Genomic DNA, 15,989 nt, shown 5'->3' on the forward strand with positions numbered 1-15,989 from the left:
AAAGAGAAGAAAAAGCGGAAAAGATAGTTGTTTGTATAATGCATTAACTTAAAGTTTTTTCAAATCATTGAAAACAAAATTGATTTAAAATAAAATATACAAAATTATTTACTTTTTAACAAGAAAAAACCGCCTCAGTTGTGAGACGGCTTCTTTTCATTAAGCATAAATTTGAAATGTACTATTGATTAATAAAAGGATTTGACCATTTTTTATCCGTATATATATTTTTTCCGGAAAGGGTTTTAAGAAACGCTACAAGTGCTTTTTTTTCTTTTTCCGTGACTCTTAGGTTATCGGCAAGTGCCAAACGTATATCCAGCTTAGGATTCTTGCTGCTTTTTGGCACTTTATTATAATGATCTACAACACCTTCTAAAGTGGTAATAAGCCCCGAATGCATCATCGGTCCGTTGGATACCCCATTGCTGTTTACAAGATCCCGTAAGGAAGGAGATTTCGTAACGTTAATATCAATCCCGTTACTGTTGATTATATTAATGACTCCGTTATTACTGGAAATAGGAGCTATACTGAATTCAGGAGCTCCATGGCATCCGGCGCATCCAAGCCCACCAGCTATACGATCACCCCCGATCAGTAAACTCAGCACAGGAATCTCAAGGAAGAGCTTTTTACCTAAGTTTTCTTCTGCTGTAAAATTTGAGAATGAAGAAAAATCTGAAAAAGACTTGGCTCTGCCCTGATCATATTTAGAATCAAAGGAGGTAATACTTCTTACAAACTGAGCCAACGCATTCTGCATTTTACGTTCAGTAATATCAGAACTTCCATATGCTTTGGTAAATAATTCCTGATAGTAAGGTAGACCTTTAAGTCTGGTAATAAGATCATTCACTGAAAGGTCACCATTACTGCCGCTAAATCCCATTTCTATATGATCTTTAATCGGCATTGTGGTTTGGGTTTCTAAAGAGGAAGCTCTTTCATCCCAGAAAAAACGGGATTCAAGGGAAAATCTTGTATTGACCAGTCTCATGGAATGTCTTCCTGTCTGTCCGTTCACCCCTTGGCTTGCAATGCTGTTGTCTCCGAATGCCAGCTCCTGTTTATGGCAACTGGCACATGACACCGTATTGTTCGAGGAAAGATTCTTATCATAAAATAAAACCCTTCCCAAGGTCGCTCCTGCATCTGTTATCGGATTTAGAAAGGGAGCATTGTCTTGAATTATATACGAAGGAATCTCCTGATCTGAATAGTTTGCCAGATTATTCAGATCAATGTTATTTCCAAAAGTAGCTGCTAAAGCACCGGAGGATCTTTTATAGTTGGACAAAGCTGAAATTTCAGGATCTGCTTCGGAAATGGGTTCATAAAGTTCATCGTTTTGACATGATACTATGCCCAGCATTATGAAGAGCATAAGGAATAATTTTTTGTTTCTCATATAAAGGTATTTAAAATGTGTTAATCAGTAGTAATGTTAAAAAGCTTATAAGTACGCATAATGGAGCGTAGATAAGCGTATCTCTTTTGGAAAATGGAGTATTTTTTATTTTCTTAAAAAAACCGATGTATCTAAAATCTCCTACTGCTCTTATAAAAAACAGGAAAGTATTTATCCATAAAATAGGCAGCGAAAATCTACTGGGAAAGACAATTGCTGATACAGGCAGCAAAAAACAAAAGCCTGTAATAAGACAAACGAAGGCACTCGGTTCAAAAAGCGGAATTTGGTTTTCTGTTGTGGGAACTGCCAAATTCTTACCCCATGTCCCTCCCAATGCCCAATAGATGTGCAGAAATGATATTGACAGAATAATAATCAGTAAAATATATCCGGTTATATTCATATAATATTTTCCTTGATTTTTAAGATTTAAGCCAGTTTTGCATAATATTTTTTCCCTTTGGAGTAAGAAAACTCTCAGGATGATATTGCAGTCCGGTAATATCATATTTTTCATGCCTCAGAGACATGATGGTGTCCTGATCATCAGTAGATGTTATGACCAGGTTTTGAGGCAGATTACAGTTTTCCACCACCCAGCTGTGATATCTTGCGACTTCTATATGATCAGGCAATTCTGTATAAATTTTTTCATTTTTGTTAAGTGAAATTATGGAACTTACTCCGTGATAAACTTGAGAAGTATTGATAAGGTGAGCTCCAAAAGCGACTCCTATGGCCTGATGCCCTAAACAGATACCCAATATTTTTTTTGAATGCTTATAAGTCTCAATCAAAGGAATGCATAGTCCGGCATCCTGCGGTATTCCGGGACCGGGAGAGAGGACAATAGCATTATAATCCTGTGCTAGTTCCAGCTGGAAGGCATCATTCCTGTAAACGTCAATCTTATAGTCACCACATTCGGAAATGAGCTGTTTGAGGTTGTAGGTAAATGAATCATAATTGTCTACAAGCAGTATTTTTTTCATAAGGTATATGATGTAAATTCTTTTAACGTGTTCAGAATTAAAGTGATTTTATTGTTTACTTCTTCCAACTCTTTTTGAGGGTCAGACGATATGACAACGCCGGCTCCGGCGCGGTAAGCCATCACTCCGTTTTCGAATAAGGCACTTCTTATAAGAATACAGGTATTGATATCATTATTAAATCCTATCCAGCCAAGTAATCCTCCATAGTATGAACGACCGCTGCTTTCTATATCATCAATAAGTTGTACCGCCTTGTATTTAGGCGCTCCGCTTAATGTTCCTGCGGGTAGAAACTCTTTAACCAGGCGGATCGTATTAAGCTCTGTATTTAGTTTTCCCTGCACCTGGCTTACCATATGGATAACATTATTATAATGTTCTATGGTTTTCAGTTTACTGATCTGTACATCATTTGCATATCTGCTGAGGTCGTTCCTTGCCAAATCAATCAGCATATTGTGTTCTGCATTTTCTTTAGGGTCTGCTAGCAGCTCTTTTTCCAGTAATGCATCTTTTTCTTCATGCATTGTTTTTTTGTAGGTTCCTGCGATGGGTTTTACTATTGCCAAATCATCTGAAGAACTGAAATGAGTCTCCGGTGATGCTCCTGCTATTGTATAGTTTTCTTCATCCAGAAAGAAATAATACTGGGCATTGTTGTTTTTCAGCTTCACAAAAAATGTCCACGGATCGCCTGCATAGTTTCTGGAAAATCTTCGGGAAACCACCAGCTGGAATACATTTCCTATCTGGCAGTGATGTTTTGCTTTATTCACTTTTTCTAAAAACTCTTCCTCTGTACAGTCTTTTTCTTCTGTGTTGGATACTGAAAATCCTTTTAATCCGGTATTTAAGGTGTATTTCAGCTGTTCTTTCATTTCCGTGATCTCATCGTTTTCTCCATTATAATAGTTATTGATGCAGACAACCTGTGAGAGGGTGGTATTGAAAACATAAATATATCGGTACAGAGAAAATTTAAAGAGTGGTAACTGGCTGCTTTCTCTTTCCTCAGCGTATTTTTTCAGAGAAATATTTTCTATAAGCTGTATAGAATCATAGCTGCTGAAACCTAAAAGACCGTTATACTGATGAGAAATATTTTCCGGGGTATTTTTTTTCTGCCATTCGGCTGTTTTACCCCAAAAATTAAGCTCGTCAGTTTCTATTGTTTCTGTCTTTTCACCTGATCTGTATTGAAGCTCATTCATATTATTTGACTGTAATGAGGCAATAGATTCTGCCGCAATAAAAACCAGCTTGTGATTGTCATTGTTTACAGCTTCAGAAACTTCAAACCAAATAGAACTTGTGGCTTTCTGCCTCAGAGAGTTATAAAAACTCTTCATATCAAAGTTTTCGGGGTAATCTGAACTTATATGAGAAGAAAAGATCTTAGTTTCTTTCATGGATTTAGTGTATTAAATCATTTATTATTTTACTTAGCAGGGCAGAGGTCTGCTTCGGATACTGGAACATAAAAAAATGTCCTCCCTCTACAGGAAAATAGCTTGTAGTATTGGACGTATGACGGTTCCAATCTTTATAGCAGTCTTTATTATTATACAGCTCATCATTTTCTGCTATGATTACTGCCAAAGGAGTTTCGATGATAATGGACGGCCAGTCTTCAACAGGATTTTCTTCTAAAAGTGCTGTATCTTTTTCCATAATCTCTATCCGTTTCTGCTGTACTCTCTGAAAAATCGGGGCATTTTTGCTTCTTTCATATTTCGTTGGAAGAATATCAAGCAGCAGGGCATTCCGCTTTTCTCTCGGCATCGGCAGTTCTGCAGACTGAAACAGGGGAGCCCGCATCCCTGAAACGATCAATCCTTTTGGCGTATAATCGTTCTGTAGATTAAATAAGATAAGAAGGCCTAAAACAGCTCCCATACTATGTCCCCACAATATGAAAGGTTGGTCTTTACTTATCAGCCTGCTTCTGATTTTATCCGAAATATCTTCTATAGTTTCTTCTAATGTTGAATGAAAAGGTTCCGTACTTCTCATTCCCCTTCCCGGCAGTTCTACATAATGTACCTCCACATCTTCCGTATTCAGTACATTGGCTACATTAGACATTGAGGAAGATGAGCCGCCCGCATAAGGAATACAGAACAATAGTGTTTTGTATTCCATCTAAACAGATAATTTACTTTTATCTATAAACATTACGGTTACTTTTCCTTTTGCACAGACAGAACCTTCTGCCGATGCTTTTACATAAATAGAGCAGGCGGGCCCTTTTCTCCAGTCTATACTTACCTCCAGCTGCAGCAAGCATCCTGGTAATACCGACTTTAGAAAATTAATCTGGACATTTCCTAAAACCCCTATTATGGGTCTTTCTGTAGGAGGAAGAGGCCCTCCTTTTTCCCATTCCAGATCATCTAAAGCCAGCATGAGCGATGAAGCCTGTGCTAAAGCTTCCGTAATAAGAACTCCGGGCATAATGGGGAAATCGGGAAAATGACCTGTGAAATAAGGCTCACCCATAGAGACGGCTTTTACAGCAGTAAGTTCTTTTCCGGGAATATAACCCGTCACTTTATCTATCAGAAGAAACGGATGTCTGTATTTTAAAATTTGAGTGATCTGATAGGATTCTAATAATGCTTCCATTTATTTTGTTTTTTCTATTATGCTGAGAATTACAGTTCCTGCCTTGTCTGCTGAAAGGACCAGAATGTTTTCCTGATCTGTTTTGTGAATGCTTTTTCCTTCGAATACCGAAACAGCATAGGCTATTCCCAGCATACCTCCGGCGTTGTCATTATCTCCAAAAAGGTTTTCAGGATAAATGACAGATGTGCTCAGCCCATTTTTTCTTAACACTTCTTCAAAAATAGTTTCATCAATTACCGAAGTGCCTCCGGAAAAAATAATGGTATCAAAACTGAATAGTGCTGCCATACCTGAAATATTCTGATACAGAAATGCTTCTATTGGCAGCCCCTCAGTATGGGTTTCAGAATGTATCTTTTTTATTGTGGCTAAAGGTTTTCTGCCTGCTTCAGATAAAGTTTCCCTACGTTCTAAAACCATTGCAATTCCAAGTTCGGTGGAGACTGGTCTGTGCAGGGTTTCATTTCCCCTGCGGATAGACTCCTGATATTCATTTCGGACTTCTGTAGAGGCAATAACTCCGTAATCTGTGATTCCCTGTTTTAGATGGAGGGAAGCAATATCTAAAGCCTGAAGGCTTCCTGCCATCCCTGCACATACACTGAAATTGGGACCTTTTATTCCTGCCTGAATGGCCATCTGACTGGCTGCTGCATTGGCAATGGTGCTTGGAGCTTTCATTGGGCTTACACGGTCCGGACCTTGATTTTTTGCAGTTAAATCAAAGATAAAACAGTCTTCAAGGTTGGAAAGTTCAGTGCCGTCATAAAGCCCGATTCTTTCAGGAGCTTCATTGATTATCGAACTTAAACTCCTGCTATGTATGGCATGAAATGCTGCATTACAGAACAACAATGTTGCTTTGTTAAGGAATCTCTGTCCTTTTGGTTTTAAAAACTTCTGGGGATCATGATCTTCAATGATTAAAGCTTTCGTTTCCGATTCTTTTCGGAAGAAATAATTGTCAATCTCCGTTCCGTATGGACTATTGAAGCCTATTATGGAAATTACTATATCGTTATTTGAAATGTTATTTGCTATCATATTTACTGAATATTACGCTGCATATATTTCCGCCAAAAGCGAAAGAATTACTAAGAACATGATCTACTTTATTTTCGATTTCTGAGGATGGCTGGATATGAAAATGAGTATTGAAAGCTTCATCAATTTTTTCTGTATTGCGGTTTCTGGGAACTTTTTGATGATGTAGGGAAAGAGTGGCCGTTACTGCTTCCAATGCACTGGCTGCTCCCATGCAGTGTCCTAACATGGATTTGATTCCATTGACATATAAAGAATCTATTTCTTCTCCGAAAACATTGCGCATCGCATTTACCTCATGGGAATCATTGGCTTTTGTTCCTGTTCCGTGGGCGCTTACATAAGTGATGTTCTCTCTATCAATATTGCTTGATTTTATTGCATTGTTCATAGACAGGGTAGCACCGGAACCTTCCGGATCAGGGGCGGTAGGATCATAAGCATCACAGGCTAAGCCGTATCCTTTGATTTCGCCATATATTTTAGCTCCTCTTGCTAATGCATGTTCCAGTTCTTCCAATACTAAAACAGCAGCTCCTTCTCCTACAATCATTCCGTTCCTGTTCTGATCAAAAGGTTTGCAGTTGTCTTTTGACATGGCTCCCAATCTGTAAAAAACGGTGTAGCAGGACCGTGTAAAAGGGTCAGCACCTCCTGCAATAATCAGGGAAGATCTGCCTTCACGAATCATAGAATAGGCGGTGCCGATAGCATAATTTCCTGCTGCACAGGCTGTAGGAATTACCATATTTGTTCCGCCGAGATTGTAATATTTTGCTATACTGGCACTTAATTCAACCGGTCTAAAATAAGTAAGTGTTTTTGCAGCTTTAGAGGAAAGGTATTCATGTTTCATTTCCAGATTCCACTGATCTACAATTCTTTCTACAATATCCTGGTTGCCGTTTGTAGTACCCAGAATAACTCCGTAATTATTTTTTTTAGTGAATTTTTCAAAACCGGCATCTTTCAGACCCATGTCTATCGCAGCAGCAGCATAAGTAACGGCTTTACCATAAGGCTTAAAATGCTCCAGCAATTCAGTATTCTTATAATCTTTTTCCAAGTCTACTTCAGCAGCGCGGGTAACTCCTTTATAGTTGGAGGGCTCCAGTTTTGTAAGGTCTCCGACTCCTGATTCTCCATTCAAGATTTTTTCCCAAAAGGCTCCTTTTTCACAGGCTAAAGGGCTTACTACACCCATCCCTGTAATTACGATTCTTTTCATATGTTTTGTGTTTTTTATAAAGTTAATCCTCCATCGATGATGAATGTCTGCCCAGTGATATAGCTGCTTTTGTCCGAGCACAGAAAGGTTACCAGCTCAGCAACTTCTTCCGTTTTTCCCATCCTTTTCATGGGGATCATCTGATCTATTTTCTTTTTGTCCTGTTCATTCATTTTGGCTACCATTTCGGTATCAATAAATCCCGGGGCAACAGCATTTACCTGTAAGTTGAATTTTGCAAATTCCAGAGCAAGTGTTTTGGTTAAAGAGATAACAGCTGCTTTAGTTGCTCCGTAATTGGCCTGTCCCACTGCTCCTCTTACACCTGAAACAGATGATATATTGATGATTTTTGAATTTTTCTTTCGGATGAAAGATCTTATCACTGCTTTTGTGAGGTAATAGGTTCCATTCAGGTTGGTTTCTAGTACATTGGTCCACATATCGGTGGTCATGCTGAAAAAAGGGGCGTCCATTGTGACTCCTGCATTGTTTACCAAGCCGTATAGCGGACCTAATGCAGATTTTTCAATTTCGGCGATTAAAGATTTTGATTGTTCTTCATTTTTTATGTCAGCCTGATAAAGCATAGTCTTACCCGGAAATTCAGCTGAAAGTTTGTCCAAAAAAGCTTCTGCTATTTCTTTCCCATGATTATAGGTAAATGATACGGATGCTCCCGATGAAAGTAGCTGCTGAACAATAGCTCTTCCGATTCCTCTTCCGCCTCCTGTCACTAAAAAATGTTTGTCTGATAAATCTATTTGCATAATTATTTTTAAATCTTATTGAGTATGGAAAGGTCTCTGCTGCTGGTCTGTATTTTGGAATTAAGGCTGTTCATAAAGTCTTCTGCACTTCCGAAACTGCCTGCCAGGCGATGACCATAAGCTAGAACTTTATTGTTAAGTTCAAAACGTTGCTCCTGATAGCTTGCCAGTGCTTCTTCCAAAGAAATTTCACTGTTAAAATATTTTGAAAGCCAGATGAAGAGTTCTCCTGTATCTTCGATAGCCAGGTTCATTCCCTGTCCCGTAATGGGATGGATGGAATGGGCTGCATTTCCCAAAAGAAGTATCCTTCCTTTAAAGTATTGTTCAGAATGCATTCTGCATAAGGGAAAAGTGAGGAAATTGTCCAGTGAATTGATCTGGTTTAACATGTCATCACTTTGGGTAACAAATGTTTTCAGTCGGTTGATCAAAGTTTCTTTGTTTCCGGATTCTTTCAGGTTTTTCCCTTCTTCCATATTAAATCCTAAAACACATCGGGCTTCTGTATTGTTGATCGGGTAGAAATAGGCGAGCCCTCCGTTTTTGTCTACATACAATCGGTTGAGCTCTTCTACACTTGATGTAATAGGGTATTTGTTGAAATACATCACATGATCGTAATAGTCGAAATGGGCTTTTATTCCCGCATATTCTCTTACAATGGATTTGGTTCCGTCCGCTCCGATAAGGATATTGCTGAAAATCTCTTCTCCTGAATTAAGAGTTACATAGACCCCGTTTTCCACTTCATTAATTTTTGAAACGGATTGATTGACCAAAAGTTCTATGGTTTTGATGGCCTGAATTTTATCATAAATCGTTTCCAGTAAAACACTGTATGGACAAACCATGAAATATCCTCTTTCGTTTTCTGCCTTATAATTGATGTGATCGACCTGAATGCCATTATGAAAAACACTGAGCTGATCTCTCACTCTGCATTCCTTATTCATAAGTTCCTGTAGCAGTCCGTGTTTTTCAAGGACATTGATTCCGGAAGGCTTTAAAATATCGGCACCATTCATATTGACTTTAGCATTTTTTTCTAAAATCAGTATTTTTTTTCCTTGTGAACCAAGCAGCCAGGCCAGGAAAATACCGGCAATTCCTGCTCCTACAATGCAAACGTCATATTCTGTATATTTTGGATTTTGATTCATACGAATGATTCTGTTTTTAAATGAGAGATTAATAGTCCTATACTTTTTCTGTATACTTTATCCGGAATGAAGGAATGATCCATCACTTTATATTTTTTGCATACGTGATCCACCAATTCTTCTTCTGATAAATAATCTTTACGTAGGGCAACAAACTCTATCAATTCGTTACACCCAAGAAGGCTGCAGGCAGGGGCAGATAGGGCCTCCACACTTGTAAGGATACCATTGTGTCCTAAAGCAACGGTCTCGGCACACAAATCTCCCAATCTATTGATGCTGTCTATAAATTGTCTTACATGATCAAAAGCCAATGGAAACCATTTTTTTGTATTGATAATTTCCCCTAAAGCATCCGATACAAACAAAATGTCTTTTTCTTTATAATGAATACTCACAGAACATGGACTATGGCCCGGAGTATAGATTACTTCCCAGATTCCAGATTCCGTTTCTATTTGTTCTTTATCTTTCAAAGTGATGAAAGGAATCTGTTGTAAGTCCGCCGGAAATTTTTTAATCTCTTTATCTGAGATCAGGGCATTCAGCTGACGAATCCTTTTTACATATTTTTCATTACGGAAGTTTTTCACCGCATGTTCCGAGGCATATAGTTTTACATGCTTCAGATAAGGATAAAGAGATTCTATAGCTCCGCAATGGTCATAATGGGAGTGTGTAATAAACCAGTGTCTGACTAATGACAGATCAGAAACATGTTTTTTCAATTGTGCCAGCAGAGCTTTGGCATCCCGGGTTAATCCTCCTTCTACCAGTATGTATTCCTGATTTTCTTTTACCAGATAAACCGGGTTGGATATTGTTCCCAAGATGGCTAAAGAGTTGTTTATATTTCCTGTTTTATTGATCCACATGGTATTATGAATTAGAATTTATATAAAACACTTCCCCATGTCGCTCCGGAGCCATATCCTACTATAAGTCCCAGCTTTCCTTCTCTTTCTTCCGGAGGAGTATTCTCCATATATTCACTCAAAGTGATGGGTAAAGAACCGGAAGCAATATTTCCATATTTATGTACATTGATCTGTACCTTATTTCTTGGAATTCCCAGATTATTTATCACTGCATCCAAAATTCTCATATTGGGCTGGTGGGGAATAATAACATCTATATCTTCCATGGAAAGATTGTGCTTTTTCAATGTCTGTACTGTTACTTCAGTGAATTTCTCTACTGCATGTTTAAACATGGCTTTGCCGTTCATCCGGAAATAGGAACATTTGCTCTCATCTCCGCTGAAGGTTTTGCCTGATGTACCGGGACTTTCTGTCCAAAGCAGTTCAAAATAACTTCCATCAGCGTGTATTGCAGCATCCAGAATTCCTTTGTTCTGATCTTCTGAAGCACTTAGCACAACAGCTCCGGCGCCGTCACCAAGTAATATAGAGAGGTTTCTGCCCTCATCAGAATAGTCCATTCTTTTTGATAAAGCTTCTCCGCAGCAGACTAATATATTCTGATGAGTTCCGGTTGCTATAAATTGTCTTGCGATGTCCATTCCATAAATAAGCCCACTACACTGCGCCCGGATATCAAATACGGGAATTGTATTTTTCAGAGAAAGCATTGGCTGAATCAGGCAGGCCTGAGACGGATCATGGTAATCAGGACTCAATGTATTTACAATCAGCATATCGATATCTTCCGGTAAGAGATTGGCTTTTTCAATTGCTTTTTTGCAGGCTTCTACCATTAATACGCCTGTGCTTTCATTTTCAGAAATATGTTGTCTGGTGAGCACGCCTGTACGGGTTTCTATGAATTCTTCCGTGGTATTCATCCATTCAACAATTGTTTTGTTGTCTATGGTTGCAGAGGGCAGAGCATGACCAAATCCGGATATGACAGTATTCATTAGTCGTAGTTTTTGTTCATTACATTATCTATATCCTCTGTTGCGGCAGATTTTTTTCTGAAATATTCTACAGCATCTTCCACATCTTTTTCAAATCTGTTGTCTCTCCATACTTTCATGTTTTCATCATCACTAGGATCGAAGATTCCAAGTTCCAGGAAGTATCTCATCAAGGGAGCCATAATTCTGGAATTGATTTTCTGACGGTTTTCACTTTCCAACACGGCAGGAATCAGTTTTTTATAATCTCTGAATGCAGGATTCTGAAAGCCGACGCGGGAATACACTACAATACTACAGACAGACATATCAAGCATGCTTCTAAGCATTGGAGCTGTACTTTCCTGTGCTTCTTTCAAAAATTCAGGAACCATATCTATAAACTCACGGATCATATTTTTGCCCCATTCTATATGTCTTGCTTCTTCTTTATGATGTTCTACCGCTACAGCTCTTGATAAGGGGGAAATTTCCTTGCTGTTGCAGTCTTCCATTGCATTGTTTTCTGCCAGCCATTCAATAAGAATGGTAAGGTAGATGGCCTTTAAGGGAAATTCGGACATTGAGGCATTGTGGCTGTATATTTCTCTAAGGTTTAAAGGGCTCGGGAAGGGGGTAATCTGAAAATGGGCCATTGCCTTTTTGAAGACCATTGCATGCACTATTTCTTCTTTGCAGAAATGATGTATGTATTTTACGACTTCGGGAAATTTTTTAAGGGAGCCATGATTGACGATTTTCATATAGTATTCTGACACAAGGTTTTCGAATACGATGAAAGTGTACCACCATGAACCTGTTTCATAGACGGATAAAAGCCTTCTTTCTTCTTCTGTAGCAAGATCATAATAAGGTGTTCCGTAGATCGCAATATTTTCTCTTTTTTTCAGCCAGGCGCTTTCTATAGGTTCGTCCCAAGGATGATCCAGAAGGAGGCTCATCTGTTTTTTTTCGGAAGCTTTATTCAGTTTTTCTAGTAAGAGGGTAAACTTTGGGCTTAGTGTTTTTTTCTTTAGATTGCTCATATATTTTGTGTTTTTTCCATATTTAATAGTTTTCCTTGTGTAAATCCGAAACACATTGCGGTTTCATAGCCGGGACCTCCGGACCATGTGCTTACCAGTTTTACTTTGTCATTTGGGAAGTTGCTCAATAGCCCTAAATTGGTTTTTGGAAGCATTTTGTAGGCGAAAGCCGAACCTTTGGTAGCCAGTGTAAATTTGTAATTGGTCTTCGGAGTTGAAGATTCTGTATAGATCAGCTTGTCTTCTATCTGAGGAAAGGTTTTAAGAACTCTTTTGATCAGTTTTTCCTGAATTTTATCTTTTCTCTGATTATATTCTTCTTCGGACAGGTGGAACCAGCGGTCTCCGTGATCCAGAACTATAAGCTGGAGAATATAGCCGCCTTCCGGGTCTACCCGGTGATAGTTGCTGACACTCAGGGTAAAAAGGTCATAATACCGGTCGTTCTCAAAATCTTCTTCTGTAAAGTCATCACCCGTGTCGGACACCAAAAGGTATTCTGGTGAGCTAATTCCCAGTTCATTGGGTGGAACAGAAAGTACAGCAAATACACAAAAATGTCCCCATCCAACAGTAAAGTTTTCGAGAACTTCTTTAAATTCCTGAGACTTTTCATCTTTTTTCAGCATTCTTACTACATCTTCGGGAGGGCAGGTCGCGATGACCCTTTTGGTCTTTACTATATTTTTCCGGGTGGTTACCAGCATATGGTCACCCATATCTTCCATCTCGTGCACCTGGTTTTTCTTCAAAAGAATTCCGCCGCGGTCTACAAATTCTTTTAACAGCAGATCCGAAATACGCTGTCCGGTTCCTTTCATAAATGCGGGGCCGCCATAGAACATGGCATAAAGGCAATGAAGAAAATAAAATGCATTGACTTCATTGGAAATGGAACCTGAATAAATAGCAATGGGACTGAGTACTTCTACAATGTCCGGTCCTTTGAAAATGGATTGAAAGTAATCACGGGCTGTAATTTTTGATAAGCCTCTGCTTTCTCTCAAAATATCCCTGTTTATGGTATATTCATTCATCAGTTTTCTAAAAAACATATAATGCTGATATCCGTGAGATTCTATATCCTGAAATAGTTTTTCTATTCCTGCCAATTCATCCGGGAAATGGGTAATGAGTGTTTTTTTTATGTCTTCCGGCTCAGAGGGAAGTTTGATGAATTGGTTTTTATACACTACTGTTCCAATTTCTTCATGCAATTCGAATTCGTCTAGTAATGACTGTAGTTCGAGTCTTTTAAGGGTATTCCATAGGTTTCCAACATTTTCTTTGAGTCCGCTTACTTTATGTTGGCTGCAGTCAAAAACAAATTTTCTTTTGTTCCGATAAAAATTGGTAGCATAACCTCCTACTTTATGATGGGCTTCGCTGATGGCAACCGAGCTTCCTTCGGTAACTGCAGAAATACCGTACATAAGGCCACAAAGTCCTGCACCTATTACTAATTCATCGACTTCTAAATTTTCAATCATTATTTAGATTATTTTGTTTTAATTTTTCCAAAAGAAATAACCCTCACTTTTTTTTAAGTGAGTATTTTTAATTACGGATGTCTGTTATGAACCAACATTAATGGGCTGTATTAATATTGGTAAAAAGTCAAAATCTATTAAAATCTTTGGGCCCGACACGCTGGTAAAAACCCAAAGATTGTGTTTTGTATTCTTAAACGGCCAATTCTTCTTCCAGAACGTCTACGATATCTTTCGGCGTCTTCATTTTGATCAGGATTCCTTCATCTAAGCTGATGTCGAATTCTCTTTCCAGCTCAACCAAAACTTCCAATCCCATAAGAGAAGTAACCCCTATTTCATTTAACAGGTCTGTATCAGGTTTAATCATATTGATATCGCATTCTGCAATATCTGCTAAAATAGCATACACTTTGTTGAATAATTCTTGGTTTTCCATTCTATTGTAATTTTTAATAGTTAATATTTTCTGTATTCCATACCTGTGCTCCAAAACCCCATCCGATTCCTGCTCCGGCAAATACAACTGTATTATTGGGTTTTATTTTCCCGTTTTTTAATGCAAAGTAGAGGGTCATGGGGATTGAGGCAGAGCTCAGGCAACTGTATTTTTCTACGGTGGTTGTATATTTTTCTTTCTTTATTCCTATTCCCATTGCCCACATTCTGATAAGCATTTTTGATGGCTGATGGAAGACAAAATGATGTATATCTTCAAGAGATGCGTCTGCCTTTTCTAAAGCTTTAAAGACAACCTCAGGAACATTTTGAGGCACAAATGTCTGCATTTGAGTGGGGGCATCTTCTCCTAATGTAAAGTAAGGACGGATAAATTCTTTCCCGGGCTTATCTGCCGGGGTTTTCCATTGTAATGTTGCAATATCATTATAGGTGGGAATGCTTTTATAGTGAGAAGAAACCAATTTTCCTTCTTTTTCTGATCTTCCAATGACTATTGCTGCCGCACCATCTCCAAAAAGGGTAGAAGAGGGTAAGGAGAAGTCTGCAATTTGCGTAAATGTTTCTGCGGAACAGATCAGAACGTTTTCGTACATTCCTGTTTTTATGTAATCAGATGCTATTTGTAGGGCTACCAGGAATGATATGCATGCCTGGTTGACTTCCATAGTCATGGCTGAGTGTTTACAGTTCAGTTCTGTTTTTAAATACTCTGAAATTCCCGGGAAAATTCTGTCGTCTTCTTTATCAGACCAACCTGTAATGGTGCATGTGGTTCCTATGATAAGATCTATGTCCTGTGTAGAAAGACCTGCTTTTTCTATGGCTCCCAAAGATGCTTTTCTGGCAAGTTGAGAGCAGGATTCTCCTTTTTCTTTGTTTACCATATATCTTCCTTCCATTCCCCAATTTCTCCACCAGTTTTTTGGAAGATTGGGAATTTCGGAAAACGGAGGCATATCATTGGTGTAATATGTCTCTGGAAGTCCTATGGCTACACTTTTTATTGAGGAGTTATATTTCATCATTTGTAATTTTTAGAACCGAATATTGGGCAAGAAACGGATTGTATGATACTATGGTGAGGGGGTGTTCTTTTAGTTGTTTGTTTTCTTGTAAATGCCACGGAATAGTATTCATGGCTAGTGTATTTTCAGTTTCATGGGATGAGAGGTGTTCTGAAAACCATTTTTCTGTGATCACCGGGGTCTGTTGTTCTTTTAGGTTTAAGAATATATTTTTCAATTCAGCGTTGATGGCTTTTACAAAGGATGAACTGTAATTCCAGTTCAGCCTGAAAATATTCTCTTTTTTCAGGGCTTCTTCATTTCCTGCATTGAAGCTTAAACCCGCTTTTGATATTTCTGAGGAAAGAATATGGATATTTTCCAGTTCTATTTTGTTGTTGCTTGATTTAAGGAGCAATGCATTTACCCCGTCAGGAATACAGAATCCGTTTTTATCATCCTTAAGGAAATCCGAGAATTTATTTGATTGAATGATCAATGCATATTTATGCTCAGAGTTTGATAAAAAATCAGATGCGATTTTAATCATATTTCCCAAGTCATTATGAAACATTTCGAAAACGAATGCATTTTTTGCATCCAAATGCTTTTGTACTTCATGCCCTACGCCGGGAGCTGAGGTATTTCTCAGAGCAGTAGTATCATATAGCGAAATAGAAGCATTGATAATTATGCCCAGCTCATCTTGCGAAACAGCATTTTTATCCAATAGCTGTCTGCTTAATTCTGAAGCCCAGGCGGATAAGGATTTTTCTTTTTCGATTTCGTAAATCTGGCATTGAAAGCCATTCTGCATTTTACCACGGATACCAATGATATTCATTCCGGGAACTTCGCTTACTGCATCTATTATCTGCATATTTTAA

17 protein-coding genes are annotated in these 15,989 nt (G+C 38.4%); all 17 read right to left on the reverse strand.

Going from position 1 to position 15,989, the window contains the following annotated elements:
* Positions 1 to 181 precede the first annotated feature (181 nt).
* The 17 genes from CHSO_RS10060 to CHSO_RS10140 all read right to left on the reverse strand — a co-directional run bounded on the left by CHSO_RS10060 (position 182) and on the right by CHSO_RS10140 (position 15,982).
* Positions 182 to 1,411: a cytochrome-c peroxidase gene (locus CHSO_RS10060; RefSeq protein WP_052480549.1), complete on the reverse strand. Its 1,230-nt coding sequence runs from the start codon at positions 1,409 to 1,411 to the stop codon at positions 182 to 184.
* A gap of 10 nt (positions 1,412 to 1,421) precedes the next feature.
* A complete protein-coding gene (locus tag CHSO_RS26605) occupies positions 1,422 to 1,931 on the reverse strand; it encodes a DUF3995 domain-containing protein (RefSeq protein ID WP_084220961.1) in 510 nt (169 codons plus the stop codon).
* A complete protein-coding gene (locus tag CHSO_RS10070; RefSeq protein ID WP_045495521.1) occupies positions 1,837 to 2,406 on the reverse strand; it encodes an anthranilate synthase component II in 570 nt (189 codons plus the stop codon). The genes CHSO_RS26605 and CHSO_RS10070 overlap by 95 nt, the downstream gene beginning before the upstream one ends.
* Positions 2,403 to 3,818 carry an anthranilate synthase component I family protein gene (locus CHSO_RS10075; RefSeq protein ID WP_052480550.1) on the reverse strand — a complete coding sequence of 472 codons (1,416 nt, stop codon included), beginning with the start codon at positions 3,816 to 3,818 and terminating at the stop codon, positions 2,403 to 2,405. The genes CHSO_RS10070 and CHSO_RS10075 overlap by 4 nt, the downstream gene beginning before the upstream one ends.
* Positions 3,819 to 3,822: 4 nt before the next feature.
* Positions 3,823 to 4,551, reverse strand: a complete 729-nt coding sequence (locus CHSO_RS24980; protein WP_052480551.1) for a thioesterase II family protein — start codon at positions 4,549 to 4,551, stop codon at positions 3,823 to 3,825.
* Complete coding sequence (locus CHSO_RS10085; protein WP_045495523.1) at positions 4,552 to 5,034, reverse strand: 3-hydroxyacyl-ACP dehydratase FabZ family protein; 483 nt, start codon at positions 5,032 to 5,034, stop codon at positions 4,552 to 4,554. It lies immediately after the preceding gene.
* Positions 5,035 to 6,081: a beta-ketoacyl synthase N-terminal-like domain-containing protein gene (locus CHSO_RS10090; protein WP_045495525.1), complete on the reverse strand. Its 1,047-nt coding sequence runs from the start codon at positions 6,079 to 6,081 to the stop codon at positions 5,035 to 5,037.
* On the reverse strand, positions 6,068 to 7,309 hold the full coding sequence (locus CHSO_RS10095) for a beta-ketoacyl-[acyl-carrier-protein] synthase family protein (protein ID WP_045495527.1): 1,242 nt from the start codon (positions 7,307 to 7,309) through the stop codon (positions 6,068 to 6,070). The genes CHSO_RS10090 and CHSO_RS10095 overlap by 14 nt, the downstream gene beginning before the upstream one ends.
* Positions 7,310 to 7,323: 14 nt before the next feature.
* Positions 7,324 to 8,079 carry a 3-oxoacyl-ACP reductase FabG gene (gene fabG, locus CHSO_RS10100; RefSeq protein WP_045495529.1) on the reverse strand — a complete coding sequence of 252 codons (756 nt, stop codon included), beginning with the start codon at positions 8,077 to 8,079 and terminating at the stop codon, positions 7,324 to 7,326.
* An 8-nt stretch (positions 8,080 to 8,087) separates the two neighbouring features.
* Complete coding sequence (locus CHSO_RS10105) at positions 8,088 to 9,242, reverse strand: FAD-dependent monooxygenase (RefSeq protein ID WP_045495531.1); 1,155 nt, start codon at positions 9,240 to 9,242, stop codon at positions 8,088 to 8,090.
* Positions 9,239 to 10,117 carry an MBL fold metallo-hydrolase gene (locus tag CHSO_RS10110; RefSeq protein WP_045495533.1) on the reverse strand — a complete coding sequence of 293 codons (879 nt, stop codon included), beginning with the start codon at positions 10,115 to 10,117 and terminating at the stop codon, positions 9,239 to 9,241. The genes CHSO_RS10105 and CHSO_RS10110 overlap by 4 nt, the downstream gene beginning before the upstream one ends.
* 11 nt (positions 10,118 to 10,128) lie before the next feature.
* On the reverse strand, positions 10,129 to 11,121 hold the full coding sequence (locus CHSO_RS10115) for a 3-oxoacyl-ACP synthase III family protein (RefSeq protein ID WP_045495536.1): 993 nt from the start codon (positions 11,119 to 11,121) through the stop codon (positions 10,129 to 10,131).
* Positions 11,121 to 12,146 (reverse strand): diiron oxygenase, encoded by a 1,026-nt coding sequence (locus CHSO_RS10120; RefSeq protein ID WP_045495538.1) that lies wholly within the window; start codon positions 12,144 to 12,146, stop codon positions 11,121 to 11,123. Before CHSO_RS10120 ends, CHSO_RS10115 begins: the two co-directional genes overlap by 1 nt.
* Complete coding sequence (locus tag CHSO_RS10125) at positions 12,143 to 13,636, reverse strand: phytoene desaturase family protein (RefSeq protein ID WP_045495540.1); 1,494 nt, start codon at positions 13,634 to 13,636, stop codon at positions 12,143 to 12,145. The genes CHSO_RS10120 and CHSO_RS10125 overlap by 4 nt, the downstream gene beginning before the upstream one ends.
* A 193-nt stretch (positions 13,637 to 13,829) precedes the next feature.
* The gene (locus CHSO_RS10130; protein WP_045495542.1) at positions 13,830 to 14,075 is read right to left on the reverse strand and encodes an acyl carrier protein; all 246 of its coding nucleotides are present in this window, start codon (positions 14,073 to 14,075) and stop codon (positions 13,830 to 13,832) included.
* Between the two features lie 13 nt (positions 14,076 to 14,088).
* Positions 14,089 to 15,123 (reverse strand): 3-oxoacyl-ACP synthase III family protein, encoded by a 1,035-nt coding sequence (locus CHSO_RS10135; protein WP_045495544.1) that lies wholly within the window; start codon positions 15,121 to 15,123, stop codon positions 14,089 to 14,091.
* Positions 15,110 to 15,982 carry a hypothetical protein gene (locus CHSO_RS10140; protein ID WP_045495546.1) on the reverse strand — a complete coding sequence of 291 codons (873 nt, stop codon included), beginning with the start codon at positions 15,980 to 15,982 and terminating at the stop codon, positions 15,110 to 15,112. The genes CHSO_RS10135 and CHSO_RS10140 overlap by 14 nt, the downstream gene beginning before the upstream one ends.
* Positions 15,983 to 15,989: the final 7 nt, after the last annotated feature.

Source organism: Chryseobacterium sp. StRB126 (genome assembly GCF_000829375.1).
Classification (GTDB): Bacteria; Bacteroidota; Bacteroidia; order Flavobacteriales; family Weeksellaceae; genus Chryseobacterium.